A 22,903-nucleotide genomic window follows, 5' to 3' on the forward strand; every position below is an offset into this window, starting at 1 on the left:
AGTGAAACATCGTTTCAAATGATGGGTTATCAACGCTTACTCTGCAAGCGTTTTCTTCTCACTATACGTTGCCAAAGATGACTGCGACTCAGAGAAAAACATCCTGCTATTGGTTTAACACTTATCCCGTAACCAAACCAAATAACGCCCCTATCCCCGAGGACACCCCCATGGCCAGTGCACTCCAGAAAGTAATACGCATCACTCCAGGGCCGATGGGTGCACCGCCCACTTTGGCCGAAACGCCCCCAAGTACTGCCAGTGAGATCAATGCTGAGCAGGCAATGGCGGGGATGGCCCATTCCGTTGTCGCGATGGCCGCTACACATAGCGGTAATATTGCCCCGGCAGCAAAACTCAACGCTGAAGCCCACGCGGCCTGTAAAGGACGCGCGGTGGTGATTTCTGAGATCCCCAGTTCATCACGCGCATGGGCGCCTAGCGCATCATGGTGCATCAGTTTTTCTGCCACTTGTTTAGCCAGAGCCAAATCAAGCCCCCGATGGACATAAATCGAGGTTAACTCGCGGTATTCCCCCTGAAAATCGCTATTCAGCTCAGCTTGCTCTTCAGCCAGCGCGGCCTTTTCAGTATCAGCCTGGGAAGACACTGAAACATACTCACCGGTTGCCATCGACATCGCACCAGCCACCAAACCCGCCACCCCGGTCAAGAGCAAACTTTGCTGAGTGACGTTAGCCGACGCTACGCCCAACAGCAGACTGGCGGTAGACACTATCCCGTCATTAGCCCCGAGAACGGCAGCCCGCAGCCAGCCTATTTTTTCCATGCTGTGTCGTTCCCGGTGCATTTTGTTTCCCTTTATGGACCCGTAGTCTCAAAGTTTATCGAGTCGTTGTTGAATGTCCTGATGGCGGCCTTTATCGGCTAATTCTCTGCCTGGACGGGCCGGAGCCGCCAGTGCTTTCTGTAAGTAGAGCTTGCCCTGTGCCTTATGCCCTTGATCTATCAGAAAGTCACCGTAGAAATAGTTGGGATCGATACCCGTTGGATTAATCTGTAAAGCCTGTTTCAACAACAGCTCAGCCTGCTTGTCATCACCAAAACCAATCGGCCAGCCAGGAACCTGATAATAGAGGGCGCCTAGACTGGTATAGGCGGAGCCGTCCAGCGCCTTGGCATCCAACTTTATTGCCAGTTCCAGCTTCATTTTCGCCTGTTTGGCCAGTTCCAAAGCCCCCAGCCCCCCCTTCTCACCGGCCCAACTACTCTTGACGATCGCAGACCAGATCAGCAGATCTGCGCGTGAACCGTTAGCTGAACTGGCTTTATCCGCAACGGCGCTAAGTTGCTCCAGACAGCTTTCTTTCTGTTTCGCCGCCACCTGATACTGGCAAACCGCCCATTGGTTCTGAATATCGGCCAAATCACTCTGGGCAATAGCGGTTGTACTACCAAAGAGCGTCAACACCAACAATAACTTTTTCATCGTGAGTCCTTCTTCTCAAGGGCAGCTTTGGCATGGCGGGCAATAATATGCCGCTGTTTAGCCAGCGCTTTATCGACCACTGCGGGGAACAGTGCATTCAGTTTGACAAAGAACCGCTCTGGCCACCCCAGCCATCGTCGTTTTATCTGTTTGTTCAGCGCAACAATCACCTCATCAGCGACCCTTTCAGCGCTGTCACTTTTGGTGCCTAATTCAGCATTCATGGCATTAACAGCCGCAGAGTTAAGCGTGGTTTGTGTCGCCCGGGGGGCAAAATAGAGCACGTTAATCGATGAGCCGGCAAGTTCCCTGCAGAGAGCTTCACTGAAGCCACGCAAAGCAAACTTGCTAGCGCAATACACGCTATAGCCAGCATAACCAATACTGCCAAAGCTGGAACCGATATTCATAATGATGCCGGGTCGGTCTATATAAGGTAGCAAAGCCCGGGTCAGTAATATTGGAGCCTGAATATTTATGGCTAACTGCTGTATTATTTGTTGTTCGCTTTGATCCTCAAGCCAGGCAAAATGATTGGCGCCGGCATTATTGATCAGGATATCAATATTCTGCTGTTGGAAAAGTAGCTCAACTTGCTTTGTCAATTGCGTAAAATCGCCAAGATCGGCGATCCAAACCTGATGATTTTCCGGGTGAGGCAATGTATTAACCAGCGTGGTGAGCGCCGTTTCATTACGCCCATGTAATATCAGACAAGCCCCCTGCTTTGCCAAAGCATGAGCCAGTGCCTGGCCAATACCACCGCTGGCACCGGTAAGCAAAATACGGCTGTTGTTGAGCCTCATTGCGCTGGCTCCATCAGCCCACGCAGCATGTCGCCATAAAGTTGGTAGACCACTTTGGCAGTATGGATAATCGCGGCACGATCTTCACTTTTTTCCACCTGGTCCATTAATGATGCAAAAAAGGCCAGATGTTCTTTGTCCAGTTCACCATGCGAGCTGAGATAGCTCATGGCTTTCTCCGGTAATCCCAGGCCCTGCTTGAGCTGCTCGGCAACGGTGGTGGCAATGGCGACGCTGGTGCCCTCAAGGACATGTACCATACCGAAAATACCCATCGGGTTGAGGCGAGAGACGTGGTCGTAGAGGAATGCAATCATCAACTCGATTGCCAATACCGGCTGACCATGACGAACCGCCTCGGCATCTCCGCCGCACGTCCTGATATCATTTAATATCCATTCCTGATGGCCATACTCTTCATCAATATATTCGGCAATGGCTCCGCGAACCCATTCATACTCTGAGTTCATCCGGCCCCCCGCAGTCATCAATAAAGGCACGGTATGGCTGACGTGATAAAAAGCCTGTGTCAAAAAGGCGATATACATTTCAGCATTAATATTTCCGCAGCGGCAAGCCTCTATGACCGGGGCGGAAAGGAGCTTCTCTCTGTCCACCGCCGTCTCTCGCTGTAATAATTGATAAAAACTCATAGGGTATCTCCCGCGATTAACTGATGAATACGTGTGTGATAGGTGGACAGAATCTGCTGTCTTTTCGGACGTCCATTAGTGGTTAATAAACCGTTTTCAACCGTTAACTGTGCCAAAAAATAATGATGGATCCGTGCATAATCAGGTAGCCTCCCATTAAGTTGGCATAGCTGATCGGCAAGGCTACTTTCATAACCGGGTGTCACTTGGATCAGCGCAACATTTACGGGTAATCCATCACCAAAGATGACCATGCGGGATATTGCCGGAAAAAGCTGCGCTTCCGCCTCAATCCATTCCGGTGAAAAATTGCGGCCAAAGGCGGTGATCTGAATATTCTTTTTGCGGCCAGTGATATGAAGGAAGCCTTGGGCATCAAAATGACCGAGATCGCCGGTTGCCACCGGGGGTTTTGCAGCGGGTTCCCCCAGATATCCCAGCATTGTCGCGCCAGAAATCAAGATCTCCCCATCCGGTGCGATGGCTATCTGGCAGTGCGGTAGTGGTTCACCCACCGAGCCAGGCAAAGCGCGCCCCGGCGCATTGAGAGCAACAACCGAGCCGCATTCTGATAAGCCATACCCTTCAAAAACCGGCAAACCCAACTGGTGCGATTTAACCACTATATCCGCAGCAACTTTTCCCCCGCCGACGGCGACAAAACGCAGGCTCTCCGCAAGCCCTGGGTTCTGGGTGCATAACATGACGAATAGACGCAGCAATTCAGGCACCAATACCAGGCTGTGCGGCCGCCATTGTGCAATGGCTTGGGCCAGGATCTGAGCGGAGAACTGGCTAGATCCTGTCAGTCCCACTTCAGCCAGCGAGGGGATACGGCTGCATACGCCACTGAGCAACGGAACATAGAGCCCGGTAATGTTTTCAAGCAAGGTCGACAGTGGCAGCAAGGTCAGATGCTGCTGTATGTTTGCCGCAGCAACCCGCTCGGCAAGCGCCAGGCTGACCTGCATCAAATGCTCCTGACTCAGACATACCCCTTTGGGATGCCCGGTGGTCCCTGATGTATAGGTGATTTTGGCCGTATTAGCGGGTAATTCAGCAACAGAGAGTGGCTGCCGACGTTGCAAAGGGTAATCAAGGAAAGGGATCGTTATCCACCCTTGCCGGGCAGGCCCAATCAAGGCATCGGCACCGCTACTTTCCAGCAACCAGTCTTGCTGTTCAGCACTGAAAAAAACGGGCACCGGTATAATGACAATATTGGCTAACAGGCAAGCCAGATCGATCATGGCCCACTCCAGGCCATTATTCAAAAAAAGGGCCAGCCGCGATATTTTCTCATTACTGAGTTGCTCAGCCAGAGAGGTGGTTTGCCGCAATAAATCAGCGTAACTGATGCTGTGCTGACTATCACATAACGCAGGGCGAGAACCATCTGTCACCGCAATGTGTTCAATACGCTCAAAAAGGATCATAGCTGCACGCTCATTTGCACGGGAAATATATCCGGCATGGGGCCAAACAATGAAAGCAATAAGCTGGTTTCACTCAGAATTTGGCGGCCTTGTTTAAGATCGCCAACCATGACGCAGGGCTGCCCCTGATAATATTCTCCCCAGGCCTGAGCATCCTCACCCATTCGATCCGGCAATGCAGGGGCCAGTTCCAGAGGGGTCAGGTGCAACCGGTGGAAGATATTTCTCAACTTTTTGGTCCCGGTAAATGCCACATAGTCGAGTTGGTTTTCGCAGAGTAGCCGACAAATTGCCGCAAACATGATCCGGGCATTTCCAGATTCAGAGCAGGCAAAGTTTCCTATTTCAACCAGGCGGTTACGTGGCAAGATTGTTCCCGTCTGAGTGGCGACCACCTCTTCAATCGGCGCATCCAGATAACGCTCAAGGTACAGCGGCGCATTATCAGCACGGTTCAGACCGCAGGCACCAACCAGAACGCCGTCAGCGCGGTACATACCTAACAGGTAAGGCAGAAAGTGAGGAATGAGCGCATTAAACTGCCGACCGTATTCGTGCTGTATATAAGCCTGCAATAAGGCCCTATGGTCATGATCCTCAGCAAACGACAGCTGGTACGGTGCCTGGATATGTATACTCATAATCGCGCCCCTCTGACTGATAATGAGCAGTGTAGCGATATAAGCTTAAGAAAGAGTTAAGGCAATGAGAGCACAGACCGCTATTTAAAAAGCCCGTGGCCATCAAGCAACATGGCTGTCTTACACGCTATTTCCCTTCCCTGTCTTCCTCAGGTAGTATCACCATAAGCTGTATAAAAAAACAGGTAATTATATGCAACCTTTACTGCTGCAATCCGTCAAAATTGCCCATGATCAATTCCGTGGTGAAACCATCACCAACGGCAAGTTTCTGAACTGCGATTTCTCCGGCACCGATCTGACCGATACCCAGTTTATCGGCTGCGTTTTCTATGACGAAGAGACCCAACTCGGCTGCAACTTCAGCCGCGCGGTGTTGAAAGATGCCAGCTTTAAAAGCTGCGATCTCTCGCTGGCCGATTTCAGAAATGCCCAGGCCCTCGGCCTGGAGATCCGCGAATGCAAGGCACAGGGGGCCGATTTTCGTGGCGCAAGCTTCATGAACATGATTTCTCAGCGCAGCTATTTTTGCAGCGCCTTTATCATCAAAAGCAATCTGAGCTACAGCAATTTCTCCAAGGCGGTACTGGAGAAATGTGAGCTGTGGGAAAACCGCTGGAGTGGCGCTAACGTGCTGGGTGCCAGCTTTATTGGCTCCGATCTGTCCGGCGGGGAGTTCAACCAGTTTGACTGGCGGGCCGCCACCTTCAACCACTGCAATCTGACCGGCGCAGAGCTGGGGGAGATGGATATCCGCCAGGTTGATCTGGAGGGGGTACAGCTGGATAGTCAGCAGGTCGTTGGGCTAATCGATCGGCTGGGGATAATCCTGGTCAGTGATGATTGACGAATAGGTCATTGAATAGCACTTTTAAAGGTGCTATTGTCGATATTCCAAACAGGAGATCACCATGGCCTTTCAAATTTTAACCACTATCGCTGCCAGCATCACCGACCTGAAAAAGAACCCGATGGGAACCGTTGCAGACGGAGAAGGTGAAGCGGTTGCCATCCTGAATCGTAACGAACCGGCTTTCTACTGCGTGCCCCCTGAGCTGTATGCATACTATCGGGAGCTTGCCGAAGATGCAGAATTAAACCGTATTGCAGATGAACGCATGGAAGATGCGGAGTTTGTGAGCGTAGATCTTAATGACTTATAAGCTCAAATTTGAAAAGCGCGCACTGAAGGAATGGGAAAAGCTAGGTTATCCCGTTCGGGAACAACTGAAAAAGAAGCTGGCCGAGCGTTTAGAAAACCCGCATGTGCCGGCATCCCGCCTAAGTGGCCGCCCGAACCGTTACAAAATCAAACTGCGCTCATCAGGCTATCGGTTGGTTTATGAAGTACGTGATAATGAAATTGTTCTATTGGTGATCGCCGTTGGAAAACGAGCTGGGGAGGAAGTCTATTTTGCTGCCGATAAGCGATAGAATTAATCACTGAGTATCCCCTTCACAAATCAACAAAACCGGCTTGAAAGCCAATTAAGGTATTACTAGGCCTAATACGCCATTACGCTTAATCATTGGCCATCGCCTTGATTTTATTACGCCGTTCGCCAATGATCCCAAATACCTTTCCCATCCCCAAGGATCCGTATGAACTCATCGGCCACTGTTCTCTACACTGATAGCAACTTTTTCAGCCCCTATGCCATGTCGACCTTTGTGGCGCTCACGGAGAAAGGCATGCCGTTTACCGTCAAGCCGGTAGATCTCTCACTGGGAGAACAGCAAAGCCAGGCCTACGGCAGCCTGTCGTTAACGCTGCGGGTGCCGACGTTGGTGATGGGCAGCTTCCAGCTTTCCGAGTCTTCCGCCATTGAGGAATATTTGGAAGAACTCCACCCAGCCCATCCGCTCTACCCGCGTGACATCAAACAGCGCGCCAAAGCCCGTGAGATCCAGGCATGGTTACGTAGCGATCTTTTACCGCTGCGGGCCGAACGCCCAACCGAGGTGATTTTCAGCGCGGTCAAATTTGCCCCATTGAGTGCAGATGCCCAACGGGCAACCAACAAACTGCTGACTGCGGCGGAAAAGTTACTGAGCCATGGCCAGGATCATCTGTTCCAGGAATGGTGCATCGCCGATACCGACCTGGCCCTGATGCTCAACCGGCTGGTGATGCATGGCGATCAGGTACCGGAACCGCTGCGCCACTATGCACAAAAACAGTGGCAGCGCCCATCGGTGCAGGCGTGGTTGGCATTACCAGAGAAAATGCGGAGCTAAAAAAACCGGCGGCCACGACGCCGCCGTTCTCAACGGTGAGAAACATCACTTCTTGCTCGGAGGAAGCGCTCCCCAGCGTAGGCCACCGGGGAGCGTTCAAGTCTTGAGGGTTAACAGCTCACGTCAATGCACAGATATTTCAGTTCCAGATATTCTTCAATACCGTAGCGAGAGCCTTCGCGCCCCAGCCCAGATTGTTTGATACCGCCGAAAGGCGCTACCTCGTTGGAGATCAAACCGGTATTGATACCCACCATGCCGTATTCCAACGCCTCTGGCACCCGCCATTGACGAGCGGCGTTTTGCGTAAACAGGTAAGCGGCCAGGCCAAATTCGGTATCGTTGGCCATCGCGATAGCTTCCGCTTCGTCATGGAAACGGAACAGCGGCGCAACCGGGCCAAAGGTTTCTTCTTTGGCAAAGCGCATCTGCTGGGTCACCCCAGTAACCACCGTCGGCTGGAAGAAAGTACGGCCCAACGCATGCGGCTGCCCACCGGTCGCGATCTGCGCGCCTTTGATCAGCGCATCATCAATGTGGCTCTGCACTTTCTCTATCGCGGCCTCATCGATCAGCGGCCCCTGCGTCGTCCCTTCTTGTGTGCCATCACCGACTTTCAGTTGCTCAACCGCGGCCACCAGCTTATCCACCAGGCGATCGTAGATGCCGTCCTGAACGTAAATACGGTTGGCGCAAACGCAGGTCTGCCCGCTGTTGCGGAACTTGGAGGCCATAATACCGGCAACGGCCGCGTCCAGATTGGCATCGTCAAACACGATCACCGGAGCGTTGCCGCCCAGTTCCAGCGAAAGCTTTTTAATGGTTGGCGCACATTGGGCCATCAGGATGCGCCCAACCTCGGTCGAGCCGGTAAAACTCAGCTTGCGCACTACCGGGCTGTCACACAGCACTTTACCCACCTGTGCGGCTTCGCCGGTTACCACTTGCAATACGCCTGCGGGAATACCGGCATCCTGCGCCAGTTTGGCCAGTGCCAATGCGGTCAGCGGCGTTTGCTCAGCCGGTTTGACGATCATGGTGCAGCCTGCGGCCAGCGCAGGAGCCGCCTTACGGGTGATCATCGCTGCCGGGAAGTTCCACGGCGTGATCGCCGCGCAGACACCGATCGGCTGTTTCACCACCACCAGACGTTGCGAAGCCTGTGGGGCCTGTAATACGGCACCGTCGACACGCTTGGCCTCTTCGGCGAACCAGGTAATAAATGAGGCGGCATAGGCCACTTCGCCACGCGCTTCCGCCAGCGATTTACCCTGCTCAGCGGTCATCAGCTGCGCCAGATCTTCCTGTGCCGCCATGATTTTATCAGCCCAGGCCAGCAGCAATACGGAACGCTGCTTGGCGGTCTGTTGCTTCCAGCCGATTTGTGCCTGCTGTGCGGCGTTAATTGCCTGCTGGGTTTCCTCTGCGCTCACCAGAGGCACCGTTGTCAGCTCCACACCGTTGGCCGGGTTGATCACGGCTTCACGTTTGCCGCTGCGGGCATCGCACCACTCGCCGTTAATCAGGCATTGGCTACGCAGCAGATCGGGATTTTGCAGTTTCATGGATATTGCTCCTTATTGGGCCAGCGCGCGGGAAAGGATTGCCAGCGCCTGGTTAAACTGGGCATCAGGAATGGTCAGCGGGTACAGGAAACGGATCACGTTACCGTTCACCCCACAGCTGAGTAGCAACAGTCCTTCTTCCTGGGCTTTTTGCTGTACCTGACGGGTAAACTCCGGCGACGGTTTACCGGTTGCCGGGTCGTTGAATTCTACTGCCACCATGGAACCCAGCGCGCGAATATCCACAATCGCCGGGCAGTGGCTGCGTGCCTGTTGCAGCACTTCCACCAAATGTTGCCCCAAACGCTGGGAGCGTTGGCACAGCTGTTCTTCTTCAATCACGTCCAAGACCGCCAGAGCGGCAGCAACGGCTAATGGGTTACCGGCGTAGGTACCGCCAAGGCCACCAGGTGCGGGGGCATCCATCACGTCAGCACGGCCCGCCACGGCAGACAACGGCATACCGCCAGCCAGGCTCTTCGCCATGGTGATCAGGTCCGGTTTCACCGCATAGTGGTCCATTGCAAACAGCTTGCCGGTACGGGCAAAGCCGGTTTGCACTTCATCGGCGATCAGCAGGATACCGTGTTGGTCACACAGCGTACGCAGCGCCTGCATGAATTCTGCCGGAGCCACGTTAAAGCCCCCTTCCCCCTGCACCGGCTCCAGCACTATCGCGGCAACCTGCTTGGGATCGATATCGGCTTTAAAGATGCGCTCCAGGCTGTTCATGGCATCTTCGGTGCTGACGCCATACAGCGCATTCGGATACTGGCCATGGTACACGGAGCCAGGGAACGGGCCAAAGCCCAACTTGTAAGGGGCCACTTTGCCCGTCAGCGCCATGGTCATATAGGTACGGCCATGGAATCCGCCGCCGAAGGTGATCAGGCCTGGACGCCCGGTGTATGCGCGGGCGATCTTCACCGCATTTTCTACCGCTTCTGCACCGGTGGTGAAGAAGGCGGTTTTACAGGTGCCTTCGATTGGAGCACGTTGGTTGATACGCTCTGCCAGCGAAATATAGCTCTCATAAGGCACGATCTGGTATGCCGTATGGGTAAACGCCTGCAGTTGCTTTTCAATGGCGGCGATCACCTTGGGATGACGGTGGCCGGTATTGAGCACCGCAATGCCTGAGGCAAAGTCGATCACCTCATTGCCTTCTACATCCCACAGGGTGGCATTTTCTGCACGCTCGGCGTAAAAACCACACATCACGCCAATCCCTCTTGGGGTAGCGGCCAGACGACGTTGATTCAGTTCTGCGTTTTTCATGCTGTTCTCTCCGGGCGGGACCAGTTATCGGTTTTGTTCACAAACGTGAAACATTGCGTTTATTTACACCTGATGTGGCCCTATAATCGAGTGCCAGTTACGATTAATTGAGGGATCCAATTGCGCTCATTGAGTGGTGACCTGCTGCTGCAACGCCTCGGCGAGCAGCCCGATGATAAACTGCACAAGCGGTTATACAATGCCATTCGTACCAGTATTCTGGACGGTAGCCTGCCCCCTTCCAGCCGCCTGCTGGCCTCACGCGATCTGGCACAAGAGCTGGGTCTCTCACGTAATACGGTTTTAACCGTTTATGAACAATTGCTGGCGGAAGGATATGTGTTTTCGCGCCAGGGAAGTGGAACCTTCGTCGCAGAAACGGTACCCGACAGCTGTTTATCCACCGCCAGCCAGCCGATTGGCGGTGACGGCGAGCCACGGCGTGCCGAGCTGTCACAACGTGGCACCACGCTACTGCAACACGCCAGCGCCAGCCCTAAACAGTGGGGAGCCTTTCTCCCCGGCGTCCCCGACGTGAATGCATTCCCGCATCACATCTTCAGCAAACTCCAGGCTCGTATCAGCCGCCGCCCAACCTCACAGCGTTTGACTTACAGCAACCAGGGCGGCAGCCCGGAGCTGCGGCATGCGCTGGTGGACTATCTGCGGGTGTCACGTTCGGTGCGCTGCTCGCCGGAACAGATCCTGATCACCGAAGGCATTCATCAGGCGATCGATCTGGTCACTCGCATGCTGTGTAATCCAGGAGATGACGCCTGGATCGAGGAACCCGGTTATTGGGGGATCCGCAATATCCTGCGCATGAACGGCGTCAATATCTGCCCTTGGGCGGTGGATGAAGCCGGGATGGTACCACCAGAACAACCGGCAGCCTTGCCACGGCTGATTTTTGTCACTCCTTCGCATCAATACCCGTTGGGATCGGTGATGAGCCTGGCACGTCGGCAACGGCTGCTGGCTTTGGCCCGTGCGGCTGGCGGCTGGATCGTGGAAGATGATTATGACAGCGAATTCCGCTTCTCAGGCCAACCGATCCCGGCCCTGCAGGGGTTGGAAGCCGATGCGCCGGTGATCTACATTGGCACCTTCAGCAAAACGCTCTATCCGGCCCTGCGGCTAGGTTATGTAGTGCTTCCCAAGCCATTGATGGACGAGTTAAAAACGGCTCACGCCGAGCTTTATCGTGGTGGCCATTTGATCATCCAGGCGGCGCTGGCGCAGTTTATTCAGGAAGGCCACTATACGGCACATATCCGCCGCATGCGGTTATTGTATGCCAAACGGCGCGGGTTCCTTACCGCGTTGATTGAACAGCATCTGGGTAAGCAGGCGTTGAGCGAGTTCAACAGCAACGCTGGGCTGCATCTGGTGCTCAACCTGCCAAATGATGCCGACGATGTCGCCATCGCTGCGGCAGCCAATGAACGTGGAGTGCTGGTAAGAGCATTGTCACGATATTACATGCTACCAAATGCGCGACGCGGGCTGCTAATGGGCTTTGCCTGCGTGCCCGAAGAGCAGATGGCAGCGGCGTTTGACGTGTTGTTGGAGTGTATAGGTCCCTCACCCTAACCCTCTCCCACAGGGAGAGGGAACCGATCGAGTGGGCTGAAAGTATCGTGATCCTTCATGAGCACCGGCTGATTCGCCTTGGTTGAAGGGACATTCGCGTTTGCTGAGATTGCCTATTTACTGCCAAAAGAGCAGGGACTAACAGCTCCCTCTCCCTGTGGGAGAGGGTTGGGGTGAGGGGCATCAATCCAGCAGATCGCCGATATCATCCTGGGTGGATGGGGGATCCTGACGCATCCCCTTGGTCAGCCACAGCAGATAAATAAAGCCGGCAAACAGCCAGGTGAAGCCCACTTTCAGCGCTTCGGGATCCAGGTTGACCCACAGCCACACCGACATACCGAAGCCAATCAGCGGCAGCAGGCCGTATTTGAACATCGCGTTCAGCCCACGGCGTTTTTGGTTAATCAGGAAGTGTTTGATCACGCTGAGGTTAACGAAGGTAAATGCCCCCAGTGCGCCAAAGCTGATCATCGACACTACCATGCTCAAATCCATCCACAGCGCCAACAGCGAGATGATGGCAACAAACACGATCGCGCGCCACGGAGTGCGGAAACGAGGGTGCAGATGGTAGAACACTTTGCGCGGCAACACGCCTTCACGCCCCATGGCGTAGAAAATACGTGAGACGCCGGTTTGCGCAGACATGGAGGAGGCATACACCCCAGTGAGGTAAGTGGCCATAAAGAAGTTGTACATCCACTTGCCACCCACGTGCTCCGAAATAATCAGGCTGGCGGTGTCCTGATGCGGGATCAGCGATTGCCAGTCAGGATAGGCCAGATGCGCGGCGTAGGAGACGGCAACAAAGATGCCACCGGCACAGATCACGGTGATCAGGATCGCGCGCGGCAGAGTACGTTTGGCGTCGGCGGCCTCTTCGGCCATGGTGGCAATAGCGTCAAAACCCAGGAAGGCCAGGCACAGCACCGCAGCCCCGGCGATCAGACCAGAGAAGTCACCAGCATCCACCAACAGCGGTTTCATCAATGACGCCGGGCTGAGATCGGCCTCGCTAAATGCCAGTACAATAAACAGCACGATGAACACCATCTGCAAGGCAATCAGCGTGAAGTTCACCGAGCTAAGCAGGCGCACGCCCAGAATATTCAGCGCGCTGACGCTGGCAATGGAGCCAAGAATAAACACGTAAGCAGGGATCGACGGGAATGCCTCGTGCAAGAAGATACCTAAAACCAGATAGTTAAGCATTGGCAGGAACAGATAATCGAGGATCTGCGCCCAACCTACCAGGAAACCGGTTTTACCACCAAAACTGCGCTGTACGTAGGAATAGGCCGAACCTGCCAACGGCATGGCGTTGGTCATCCGGCAATAGCTCAGGGCGGTAAACAGGATGGTCACGATGGTAACCAGATAAGCGATGGGTAAGTGGCCCTGGCTTAACACGGTAACCTGACCGTAGGTGGTAAACACGCCCAGTGGCACCATATAGGCAAGGCCAAACGCAACCAGGGCGGGGGTTTTAAGAACTCGTTGCAACCGAATGTTTTGCGGCATTACCGTATCATCTCCTGGCGCAGCTCAGCGCTATTCAGGGCCAATCCCAATAGGCTATTTGATTCGCTGCGGTAAAAACAAGGGGACGGATTCTGGCACAAGTTAGGCTGCCGGGGAAGCTAACAATCCGCTTTCAGAAAACCAGGTGGCAATAGGTAAAGAACTGGGGCATAACCCGTTGATTTATTGTTTGCAGGATGAGGAAAAGCGGTAAAAATTCCCCTTCATGGCAATGTTGCCGAATTTGTCGAGGCGCTGCATGCAACGCCTCCAGGTAAAAATGACCGCTTAATTCACATTGCTATCAGGATTGATAGCTGATCTTCCCACCCACCAACGTCCGCTCGATGCGGGTTTGGTACAGTTTCTCTGCCGGTTGCTCAAACAGATTATGGTGCAGGACGATCGCATCAGCAAATTTGCCCACTTCCAGCGAACCAATATACTGCTCTTTGGCGATCATATAGGCCGCATCGATGGTGGCTGCGCGCAGCGTTTCGATCAGGGTCAGATCGCGATCGTTGTCCAGGCGTGGCCCGGCAGGATTACCTTCGCTATCCCAGGCCCGGCGGGTCATCCCCACCTGCAGGTTATACCACTCATCCAGGCGATCGATTGGCCAGTCGCTGCCATAGGCCAGCCGCGCACCGGCATCCAGGAAGCGTGCCGCGGGCTCCAGGTGAGGGAAACGGGCTTCACCCAGCATCTCGCGCTCTTCATCGATCAGCACGCCCGGTAAACCGGCCCACTGGAACGAAAGCACTGCCGTTGCCGCCAAAGAGGCAAAACGCGCATACTGATGCGGCGCAACCAGTTCGTTATGGGCCAACCCTGGGCGGATATCCTTGCCCGGGCAGGCCGCGCGCATCAGCTCAACCGCATCCAGCACCTGCTCGATTGCGCCATCGCCGACCGTGTGGGTATGCGGATGCAGCCCAGCGCGGCCACACTCGACGATCAGCGCGTTCAGCACCGGCGTGGTGAAGTAGAGATCGCCATAACGCTCACTCTTGGCTTCCCCATGATGTTCACGGTAAGGCTCCAACAGCGCCGCCGTCATGGTCGGTGGCTGCAACACTCCGTCGACGAACAGTTTGAGATGGCCAACAGAGATCCCGGCCTGCGGTGTCCAAGGCTGGCTGCTCCACTGTTCGGCAAAGGCGACAACTTCCTGCACCGCACGGGCAGCGTCTTCCGGCCCTTGTACGCTGTCTGGCGTGACTTCTTTGGCCCCCAGCACGCGTAAGGTCAGCTCACCGCGATCGCGCAGTACGGCGAAAGCCTCCAGTTGCTCCGCAAATACGCGGGTGTCCATCACCGTGGTTACGCCCTGCTCATGCAGTACCTGCTGCACATGAGCCGCCACCTGCACGTTCTGTTCCGCCGTGCCGGAAGGAATGCTGTCGAAGGCGCGCATGGCCGGAGCATCTTCCAGGATCCCGGTCAGTTGACCATCGGCATCGCGGGCGATCTTGCCATCTGGCGGCACTGGCGTATTTTCATCAATGCCCAACATCTCCAACGCACGGCTGTTAGCCGCCAGCGTGTGGCAATCGTTAGCAAACAACGCTACCGGGCGGCGGGTGTTCAGAGAGTCCAGCAGAGCACGACTCATGTCCGCCCCCACCGGGATCATCGCCTGACGCTGCCAGGCGCGCACCGTCAGCCATTCGTCATCGCCAGCCGGATATTTATCCAGATGGTCCTGTATATGCTGCAAGGTCTGCTCTACCGTCAGCGCCGCATAGTGCAGGCTGCATCCCTTAAGCTGTTTGCCCCCCCAGAATGGGTGCATATGGCTGTCGATCAGGCCCGGCATCATCATTTTACCGTGCAGATCGATGCGTTCGGTGGTGGGTGTCGCCAGCGCAAGCACCTGCTCATCAGTCCCTACCGCAAGAATGTATCCCTGCCCTATCGCCAACGCACTACAAACACGATTTTCCGCATCTGCGGTGAAGATAGTGCCGTTGTAATAAATTACCTCGGCTGCTGTTGCCACTGGAGTCATAGTCATTGTCTCGAAACCTCACAAAATGACCTTAAGTATACCAAAAACTCCCCAGCTTGGCCCCTCAGGCGGGGTTACATTGCTTGAAAGCACCAACCCGCTGCCGACCAAGACAAGCGATGGGTCAATCGCAGCGCCTGTAAGAAGTCCTCATCGTGCGACACCACCAGCATCGCACCAGGAAACTCCGCCAAGGCCGCTTCAATTGCCTGCGATGAGGCCAGATCCAAATGGTTGGTCGGTTCATCCAGCAGCAGGAGTTGCGCAGGCTCATGCCGCCACAGCACACAGGCCAGCGCCGCTTTCAACCGCTCTCCACCACTCAATGCCGCCAACGGCAGCGTGACCCGGTCGGCATTCAGTTGCAGCTGCGCCAGTTGGCTACGCAATACTCCTTCGGCCAGCGGGGTATCCTGTAAACCCAGATGATCGACCACCGAACGCGTCAGATCGAGCTGGGACAGGTTTTGATCGAGATAGGCCAGCGATACCGAGCAATGGCAGTAACCAGCGCTGGCAGCCAGTTGCCCCAGGATCACCTTCAACAGCGTGGATTTGCCACAACCGTTCGGGCCGGTGATGGCGACGCGCATCGGGCCATCCATCCGCCAGTCGAGCGGCGGTAAGCTGACAAACGGCAGCTGTAACTGTTCCAGTACCAGCACCTGCTTACCTGCAGCCACCGTGCTGCCCGGTAAAGTCAGCATCACCGGGTTATCCTCTTCAACCCGTTCCCTCGCCTCGCGCACCGCTTCATCCAGTGTGTTCTTTTGCCCCTGATGCTGTTTACGCAAGGTACCCATCGTGTCGCGCGCAGCCCCTTTGAGGGCCGCTTTTTCAAAAGAGGCGATATTCAGCGAGTCCACGGTTCTCAGCGTACGGGCGGAGTGGCGCTGGTAATTGTCATGTTCTTTCTGCTGGCGGGCGCGGACGCGCCGTCTTTCCAACGCCGCATGTTCCAGTTGGGCACGCGCCGCCTGTTGCTCTTGCTCCCGCAGCCGATGGTATTCGTGATAATTGCCGCCGTAGCTGCGCAGTGCTTCGGGAGTCAGTTCGACGATCCGCTGCATCCGTGCCAGCAGTTGCCGATCGTGGCTGGCAATCAACAGGCCACCACGCCACTGCGCCAATTGCTGATACAGCCATTCGCGGCCCGTGCTATCGAGGTGATTGGTCGGTTCGTCCAGCAACAGGAAATCGGCCCCCGACATTAACGCACCACACAAAGCCGCACGCATACGCTCGCCGCCACTCAGCGCTCCGGCTGGCCGTTGCGGGTCAAAATCAGGCAATCTAGCCGCCGCAAAAACCGTGCTCAGGCGATCCCCCAGATCCCACTGGCCCTCAAGACGATCGATATCGTCCAGCCGTGGGCAACCTTGCTCAAGACGGGCCTGGGCGGCAAACACCTCGCCGTAGCCCAGCAGCGTAGCCAGGGTTGTCTGTTCGGTGAAGTGCGGCTGCTGCGCCACATAGGCAAAGGTTGCCTGCGTTTCAATATGGCCTGAGGCGGGTTGATCCAGCCCGGCAATCAGACGTAGCAGGCGAGTTTTTCCCACGCCGTTACGCCCCACCAGGCCACAGTGCTGCTGTTCAACGGCCAGATTAAGCGGGCCAAACAGCGTTTCGCCATTGGCAAACTGACAGGTTAATTGATGTAAAACGAAATAAGGGGACTGCGCAAAATGAGCCATAAACACTCCTGTATGAAATCAAAACATCCCCATACGGCACGGGCGTGCTCGGTATAGGGCCAGATATCAGCAGGTGTGGTTGTTCATTTTCGGTAATGGCTCCGCAGAGAGAAAAGGGATAAAGCGAGCCGATGTTAGCCGATCTTTTATACCGATTGCAAACATGAGGTCTATCACATTCAGCACATCCGCGTTTCCCAAGTGCGCCAACAACGGCTAGATTTATCTCATCCGACCACTTGAGTGGTCGTCAAAACTATAACGATAAATATTGTGGAGACTGCAATGCGTGCTTACCCCAACCTGCTTGCGCCGCTGGATCTCGGCTTCACTACCCTGAAAAACCGGGTGCTGATGGGATCGATGCACACCGGCCTGGAAGAACTGCCTGATGGCCCCGAGCGTATGGCGGCATTCTATGCCGAGCGGGCCGCTGCCGGTGTCGCCCTGATCGTGACCGGCGGTATTGCCCCTAATGAGAAAGGCGTGGTGTATCGTGGAGCATCGGTTCTGAACCAGCCACAGCAGGTTGCCCATCACCGAATTGTGACTGAGGCAGTCCATCAGGCTGGGGGCAAGATTGCCCTGCAAATCCTGCATACCGGGCGCTATAGCTATCAGCCACAGCCGGTAGCCCCTTCTGCGCTGCAAGCACCGATTAACCCATTCAGCCCAGCAGCACTTACCCATCAAGAGGTCGAACAGACTATTGCCGACTTCGCCAACTGCGCGGCTTTGGCTCAGCAGGCTGGCTATGACGGCGTGGAAGTCATGGGGTCTGAGGGCTACCTGATTAACCAGTTCCTGGTCTCGCGCACCAACCAGCGCACCGACCAATGGGGCGGAAGCTTCAGCAACCGCATGCGTTTCGCCGTGGAAATTGTGCGGGCCGTGCGCGAGGCAACCGGGCCAGAATTTATTCTGATCTACCGCCTGTCGATGCTCGATCTGGTGGAGGATGGCTCCAGCTGGCAGGAGATCGAACAGCTTGCCGTGGCGATTGAACAGGCTGGCGCAACGCTGATCAACACCGGCATCGGCTGGCACGAAGCACGTATTCCCACCATCGCCACCATGGTGCCGCGCGCCGGGTTCAGTTGGGTGACGCGCAAGCTGATGGGCAAAGTGAAGATCCCGCTGATCACCACCAACCGCATCAACGATCCGGCGGTGGCGGAACAGGTGTTGGCCGATGGTTGTGCCGACATGGTGTCCATGGCACGCCCGTTCCTGGCGGATGCGGCGTTCGTGCAGAAGGCCGCAGAAGGCCGTGCGGACGAAATCAACACCTGCATCGGCTGCAATCAGGCCTGTCTGGATCAGATTTTCGATCACAAGCTCACTTCCTGCCTGGTCAACCCTCGCGCCTGTCGCGAAACCGAAATGCCATTGATCGCCACGGCAACGCCTAAAAAATTGGCCGTGGTGGGGGCCGGGCCAGCCGGGTTGGCGTTTGCCACCACCGCCGCCAGCCGTGGGCATCAGGTAACCCTGTTTGACGCCGCCGAGCAGATCGGTGGCCAATTCAATATCGCCAAGCAAATCCCCGGCAAGGAGGAGTTTCACCAGACGTTGCGCTATTTCCGCCGTCAGTTGGCGCTCAATGAAGTGGAGCTGAAGCTGGGGCAGCAGGTGCAACCGCAGGATCTGGCGGATTTCGATGAGGTGATCCTGGCCTGTGGCATCGTGCCGCGTATGCCAGCCATTGCGGGCATCGAGCACGCCAAGGTGGTGAACTATCTCGATGTTTTACGCGATAAAAAGCCGGTTGGGCAACGGGTCGCCATCATCGGGGCCGGGGGAATTGGCTTCGACGTCGCCGAATACCTTAGCCAGCACGGCACCTCCAGTAGCCTGGATCCGGCAGCGTTTAACCGCGAATGGGGGATCGATTCGCAGCTCGAGCAGCGCGGGGGCCTCAGCCCTCAAGGGCCGGAAGTGCCAGCCTCACCACGCCAGATATTCCTGTTGCAACGCAAAACCAGCAAGGTAGGTGAAGGGCTGGGTAAAACCACCGGTTGGATCCATCGCACCAGCCTGGCGGTACGTGGCGTGAAAATGCTCAATAGCGTGAGCTATCAACGCATTGACGATGAAGGGCTGCATATCCTGCGCGCCGAGCAGGAAAGCTGCTTGCCGGTGGATACGGTGGTGATTTGTGCTGGGCAGGAACCGCGCCGTGAATTGCAGCAACCGCTGCTGGAGATGGGGAAAACGGTGCATCTGATTGGCGGTGCCGACGTGGCCGCCGAGCTGGATGCCCGCCGCGCTATCGATCAGGGCACGCGGTTGGCAATCGCTCTGTAACCCATTGATTAGACGGGCGCAGTATAATGCTGCGCCCCTACATCAATAGCGCGCGCCAGACTTGACCGCTTTGAGGATCAAGAACTTCTGGTTGGAGGCCACGGTGGTGCAGTTGCCGAATAAACGCCTCAGCTTCTGGTAGTAATCCAGATGGCGGTTGCCCACGATCCACAGCTCACCACCTACTTGCAGGCAGCGCTTGGCGTCGCAGAACATCTGCCAGGCGGTGTGATCGGTGATCGCATGCTGCTGATGGAACGGTGGATTGCACAGTACCGCCTGCAGGCTTTCACGCTCAATGCCCGCCAGCGAGTTGTTCACTTCAAACTGACAGCGATCCATCTCTTGCGGCAGGTTGTGTTCCACGTTCAGTTCACTGGACGCCACCGCCATGTAAGACTCATCGACGAAGGTCATCTGCGCTTGCGGGTTCTGCACCAAGGCACGCATCCCGATAATACCGTTGCCACAGCCGAGATCGACAATGTGGCCCTGCAAATCCTTCGGCAGATTTTCCAGGAACAGGCGTGCACCAATATCCAGGCTACCGCGTGAGAACACGTTGGCATGGTTGTGGATCAGCCAGTCCGTGCCGTCGAGCAGCCAGTCGGTGGTTTCCGGCGCTGCCGGTGGCACGATGTCAGCGACCTGGCAATAAATCAGGCGGGCCTTTTTCCAGGCCAGGCTGGTGCGGGTTGGGCCTAGCACCCGCTCAAACACTTGCATGGTCGAGGTATGCACGTCACGCGCTTTGGCACCCGCCACGATCAGCGTATCGGGTGCCACCACGTCACGCAGGGCACGTAATTGCTGCTCCAGCAGCGCCAGCGCTTTCGGGATGCGGATCAATACCACCGCCGGGTTGGCAGGCAGTTCGGCCAGGCTGTCTTGCAAGGTGACCTGCTCAACATCGAGCTCATTGAGCTTGAGGTTATGGCGCGTCGCCAACTGGCTCATGTATGAATCGCTGATGCTGTAAGGCTTATAACCATGCAGAGCACAAGCCAACGTGCCAAAGTTGTCGTTGAAAATCAGTACCGGGCGTTCACCGATATCGACATTTTCCAACTGTTGCAGCAGATATTCGTCCGCCGCTTCCCACGCCTGCAGCTGGGTGGCTTCTTCCTGTTGGGGATAACGCTCCAGCTCAAGTTGCTGTGTTCCCAGATCGAGTTGGCTCATTGCCCCTCCTGAATGATAAATTTGGGCTGTTTATCCCCTAAAAACGCTCGGCAGTAAAATGTTTTTTGGGATTAATTACCCTTTAAGGGATTTGAGCAAGAAAACGTCATACAATGCTCACCCCGGTTTACCACTGAATACTGAATAACATGTCTGAACTGAGCTACCTGCAAGGCTACCCCGATCATCTGCAAATGCAGGTGCAACAACTCATCCAGCAACAGCGTCTGGGCGAGGTTTTGTTGCAACGCTATCCGCAGGTTCATGGCTGCACCACCGACAAATCGCTTTATCAGTTTACCGTCGATCTGAAAAATCAGTATCTGCGTAATGCTCAACCGCTGAGCAAGGTGGCCTACGACAGCAAAATCCAGGTGATGAAGCACGCCTTGGGGCTGCATACCGCCATTTCCCGGGTGCAAGGTGGCAAGCTGAAGGCCAAAGCCGAGATCCGCGTGGCGACGGTGTTTAAAAACGCCCCAGAGCCTTTCCTGCGCATGATCGTGGTCCACGAGTTGGCGCACCTGAAAGAGAAAGACCACAACAAGGCGTTTTACAGCCTGTGCTGCCATATGGAACCCAGCTATCACCAGTTGGAGTTTGATACCCGTCTGTATCTGACTCATCTCTCATTATTCGGTGAACTCTATGAATAATCAGCCTTTTTAAGCAAATATTCGCCTAATCTTTGCGGCGTGATAATCTGGTCCCCTGAGCTATCTTCCTGTGGAAACTGGAGTCACCCATGATTCGCTTTGCTGTTGTCGGCACCAACTGGATCACCGAACGTTTTATCGATGCGGCTCACGAAAGCGGCAAGATGAGGCTGACCGCCATCTATTCGCGTAAGCTCGAACAAGCGCAGGCCTTTGGCGCCAACTATCCGGTCGAACACTTCTTTGACTCGCTGGAAGCGCTGGCGCAATCCGACGTGATTGATGCGGTATATATTGCCAGCCCCAACTCTCTGCACTGCCAACAATCTCTGCTATTCCTCAGCCATAAAAAACACGTGATTTGCGAGAAGCCGCTGGCGTCAAATCTGCGCGAAGTGGAACAACTGGTGGCCTGCGCACGGGAACATCAGGTAGTGCTGTTTGAAGCGTTCAAAAGCGCCCACTTGCCCAATTTTCTTATCCTGCAACAGGCATTGCCGAAGATTGGCAAACTGCGTAAGGCATTTATCAACTATTGCCAATACTCCTCTCGCTATCCCCGTTACCTGGCCGGTGAAAATCCAAACACCTTCAATCCACACTTTTCCAACGGCTCGATCATGGACATTGGCTATTACTGCGTGGCCAGCACCGTGGCGCTGTTTGGTGCACCGCAGTCGGTATTGGCTAGCGCAACATTGCTCGATACCGGGGTCGATGCCCACGGCAGCGTGTGCCTGAACTATGGTGACTTTGACGTGGTGATCAGCCATTCCAAGGTCAGCAACTCTGACATTCCGAGTGAGATCCAGGGCGAAGAAGGTACGCTGGTGATCGAAAAAATCTCCGAAGCCCAAGGCGTGGTGCTGACGCCGCGCGGTGAAAATAGCCAGGTGCTGACCCAGCCACAACACATCAATACCATGCTGTATGAAGCGCAAGTGTTTGCCGAACTGGTGGAAAAACGGCAGGTCGAGCATGAGGGCCTGGAAAATTCCCTGATCGTCGCCAGCCTGCTGACGGAGATCCGCCGCCAGACCGGCGTAGTGTTCCCCGCTGACGGAGAATGAGATGAAACCGCTGTTGTTGATGCAAACCGGTGATGCACCGCAGATGATCCAGCAGGAGCAGGCCAACTTTGAGCAGATGTTCATGCGACAGGGGAATATCGCCGCAGATCGAGTACATATCGTGCACGTTCTCGCCGGCGAGACGCCATTGCCTCCGGAAGATTACTGCGGCGTGGTGATCACCGGTTCAGCCGCGATGGTGACCGAACGGCTTCCCTGGAGCGAACGGGCGGCAGAATGGTTGCGCCAGGCAATGCAAATCAATCTGCCGATCTTTGGCGTGTGCTACGGCCACCAGCTTCTGGCTTATGCGCTGGGCGGCGAGGTGGGCTACCACCCGCAGGGCATGGAGGTTGGCACTCTCGAGATCGAATTATTACCCGCTGCCCGCTCGGATAAACGTCTTGCCACCCTGCCTGCACGCTTCAACGTGAACCTGATCCATGCGCAAAGCGTACTAACGCCGCCGCCAGGGGCTGAAGTGCTGGCCCGCTCGCAACAGGACGCCTGCCAAATCCTGCGTTACGGCGATAACGCTCTGACCACCCAGTTCCACCCGGAGTTTAACGGGGCGATCATGCAGCGCTACCTGAGCTGGCTCAGCGAGTTGGAACCGGCCAAACAGCAAATTTATCAGCTTAAACAACAACAGGTTAGCGATACCCCGTTCAGCCAGTTGTTGCTGCAGGACTTTGTCGCCAGCCTCGGGGCCCAGCAGCCGTTGGCCGGGCTCGGTTGAGGTTAGTCACCATAATCTGTTATCCGGGGCGCTAGACGCCCCGCGATTATTTGGCAAATA

The 22,903-nt window shown here is 55.5% G+C and carries 21 protein-coding genes; 9 read left to right on the forward strand and 12 right to left on the reverse strand.

From position 1 onward, the window contains the following. Positions 1-121 precede the first annotated feature (121 nt). From KGP21_RS25015 to KGP21_RS25040, 6 genes are read right to left on the reverse strand one after another with little or no spacing between them, the layout of a single operon-like run. The gene (locus KGP21_RS25015; protein WP_223536431.1) at positions 122-811 is read right to left on the reverse strand and encodes a VIT family protein; all 690 of its coding nucleotides are present in this window, start codon (positions 809-811) and stop codon (positions 122-124) included. A 27-nt stretch (positions 812-838) separates the two neighbouring features. Further along, a complete protein-coding gene (locus KGP21_RS25020; RefSeq protein ID WP_021180628.1) occupies positions 839-1,450 on the reverse strand; it encodes a hypothetical protein in 612 nt (203 codons plus the stop codon). Beyond that, complete coding sequence (locus KGP21_RS25025; protein WP_094983166.1) at positions 1,447-2,256, reverse strand: SDR family oxidoreductase; 810 nt, start codon at positions 2,254-2,256, stop codon at positions 1,447-1,449. The genes KGP21_RS25020 and KGP21_RS25025 overlap by 4 nt, the downstream gene beginning before the upstream one ends. Further along, positions 2,253-2,909 (reverse strand): TenA family transcriptional regulator, encoded by a 657-nt coding sequence (locus KGP21_RS25030; RefSeq protein ID WP_021180630.1) that lies wholly within the window; start codon positions 2,907-2,909, stop codon positions 2,253-2,255. The genes KGP21_RS25025 and KGP21_RS25030 overlap by 4 nt, the downstream gene beginning before the upstream one ends. Next, on the reverse strand, positions 2,906-4,345 hold the full coding sequence (locus KGP21_RS25035) for an AMP-dependent synthetase/ligase (RefSeq protein WP_094983167.1): 1,440 nt from the start codon (positions 4,343-4,345) through the stop codon (positions 2,906-2,908). Before KGP21_RS25035 ends, KGP21_RS25030 begins: the two co-directional genes overlap by 4 nt. Next, positions 4,342-4,986, reverse strand: coding sequence for a thermostable hemolysin (locus KGP21_RS25040; RefSeq protein ID WP_021806917.1), 645 nt, complete (start codon positions 4,984-4,986; stop codon positions 4,342-4,344). The genes KGP21_RS25035 and KGP21_RS25040 overlap by 4 nt, the downstream gene beginning before the upstream one ends. Positions 4,987-5,179: 193 nt before the next feature. Here KGP21_RS25040 and KGP21_RS25045 point away from each other — a divergent pair, with 193 nt between their 5' ends. The 4 genes from KGP21_RS25045 (at position 5,180) to yfcF (ending at position 7,224) form a co-directional block, all read left to right on the forward strand. Continuing rightward, positions 5,180-5,833, forward strand: coding sequence for a Qnr family pentapeptide repeat protein (locus KGP21_RS25045; protein ID WP_223536434.1), 654 nt, complete (start codon positions 5,180-5,182; stop codon positions 5,831-5,833). A 64-nt stretch (positions 5,834-5,897) separates the two neighbouring features. Continuing rightward, positions 5,898-6,149, forward strand: coding sequence for a type II toxin-antitoxin system Phd/YefM family antitoxin (locus KGP21_RS25050; RefSeq protein WP_021806919.1), 252 nt, complete (start codon positions 5,898-5,900; stop codon positions 6,147-6,149). After that, entirely contained in the window at positions 6,139-6,420 is a 282-nt protein-coding gene (locus tag KGP21_RS25055; protein ID WP_021806920.1) for a type II toxin-antitoxin system RelE/ParE family toxin, read from the forward strand. Before KGP21_RS25050 ends, KGP21_RS25055 begins: the two co-directional genes overlap by 11 nt. 168 nt (positions 6,421-6,588) lie before the next feature. Continuing rightward, positions 6,589-7,224 carry a glutathione transferase gene (gene yfcF, locus KGP21_RS25060; protein WP_218520259.1) on the forward strand — a complete coding sequence of 212 codons (636 nt, stop codon included), beginning with the start codon at positions 6,589-6,591 and terminating at the stop codon, positions 7,222-7,224. Positions 7,225-7,334: 110 nt separating this feature from the next. Here the strand turns inward: yfcF and KGP21_RS25065 are convergent, their stop codons facing one another. After that, positions 7,335-8,789: an NAD-dependent succinate-semialdehyde dehydrogenase gene (locus KGP21_RS25065; RefSeq protein ID WP_021180637.1), complete on the reverse strand. Its 1,455-nt coding sequence runs from the start codon at positions 8,787-8,789 to the stop codon at positions 7,335-7,337. Between the two features lie 12 nt (positions 8,790-8,801). After that, positions 8,802-10,067, reverse strand: a complete 1,266-nt coding sequence (locus KGP21_RS25070) for a 4-aminobutyrate--2-oxoglutarate transaminase (RefSeq protein WP_166733462.1) — start codon at positions 10,065-10,067, stop codon at positions 8,802-8,804. Between the two features lie 120 nt (positions 10,068-10,187). Here KGP21_RS25070 and KGP21_RS25075 point away from each other — a divergent pair, with 120 nt between their 5' ends. Then, positions 10,188-11,660 carry a PLP-dependent aminotransferase family protein gene (locus KGP21_RS25075; RefSeq protein WP_021806923.1) on the forward strand — a complete coding sequence of 491 codons (1,473 nt, stop codon included), beginning with the start codon at positions 10,188-10,190 and terminating at the stop codon, positions 11,658-11,660. 183 nt (positions 11,661-11,843) lie between these two features. On the opposite strand, the gene KGP21_RS25080 is transcribed toward KGP21_RS25075, so the two are convergent. From KGP21_RS25080 to KGP21_RS25090, 3 genes are all read right to left on the reverse strand, one after another. Then, positions 11,844-13,184 carry an APC family permease gene (locus KGP21_RS25080; protein ID WP_115160009.1) on the reverse strand — a complete coding sequence of 447 codons (1,341 nt, stop codon included), beginning with the start codon at positions 13,182-13,184 and terminating at the stop codon, positions 11,844-11,846. A 304-nt stretch (positions 13,185-13,488) separates the two neighbouring features. After that, positions 13,489-15,195, reverse strand: coding sequence for an amidohydrolase (locus tag KGP21_RS25085; protein ID WP_037376323.1), 1,707 nt, complete (start codon positions 15,193-15,195; stop codon positions 13,489-13,491). A gap of 74 nt (positions 15,196-15,269) precedes the next feature. Beyond that, positions 15,270-16,889 (reverse strand): ABC-F family ATP-binding cassette domain-containing protein, encoded by a 1,620-nt coding sequence (locus tag KGP21_RS25090; RefSeq protein WP_223500417.1) that lies wholly within the window; start codon positions 16,887-16,889, stop codon positions 15,270-15,272. Positions 16,890-17,174: 285 nt separating this feature from the next. Here KGP21_RS25090 and KGP21_RS25095 point away from each other — a divergent pair, with 285 nt between their 5' ends. After that, the gene (locus KGP21_RS25095) at positions 17,175-19,196 is read left to right on the forward strand and encodes an NADPH-dependent 2,4-dienoyl-CoA reductase (RefSeq protein WP_223536437.1); all 2,022 of its coding nucleotides are present in this window, start codon (positions 17,175-17,177) and stop codon (positions 19,194-19,196) included. A 42-nt stretch (positions 19,197-19,238) separates the two neighbouring features. On the opposite strand, the gene rlmG is transcribed toward KGP21_RS25095, so the two are convergent. Beyond that, complete coding sequence (gene rlmG / locus KGP21_RS25100) at positions 19,239-20,378, reverse strand: 23S rRNA (guanine(1835)-N(2))-methyltransferase RlmG (RefSeq protein WP_059201899.1); 1,140 nt, start codon at positions 20,376-20,378, stop codon at positions 19,239-19,241. Positions 20,379-20,527: 149 nt separating this feature from the next. Here rlmG and KGP21_RS25105 point away from each other — a divergent pair, with 149 nt between their 5' ends. From KGP21_RS25105 to KGP21_RS25115, 3 genes are all read left to right on the forward strand, one after another. After that, positions 20,528-21,034 (forward strand): M48 family metallopeptidase, encoded by a 507-nt coding sequence (locus KGP21_RS25105; RefSeq protein WP_021806929.1) that lies wholly within the window; start codon positions 20,528-20,530, stop codon positions 21,032-21,034. 89 nt (positions 21,035-21,123) lie between these two features. Further along, positions 21,124-22,104 (forward strand): Gfo/Idh/MocA family protein, encoded by a 981-nt coding sequence (locus KGP21_RS25110; RefSeq protein WP_021806930.1) that lies wholly within the window; start codon positions 21,124-21,126, stop codon positions 22,102-22,104. A gap of 1 nt (position 22,105) precedes the next feature. Then, positions 22,106-22,843 (forward strand): glutamine amidotransferase, encoded by a 738-nt coding sequence (locus tag KGP21_RS25115; protein ID WP_223536440.1) that lies wholly within the window; start codon positions 22,106-22,108, stop codon positions 22,841-22,843. Positions 22,844-22,903 lie beyond the last annotated feature (60 nt).

The organism is Serratia sp. JSRIV004, from assembly GCF_019968705.1.
GTDB lineage: Bacteria > Pseudomonadota > Gammaproteobacteria > Enterobacterales > Enterobacteriaceae > Chania > Chania fonticola_B.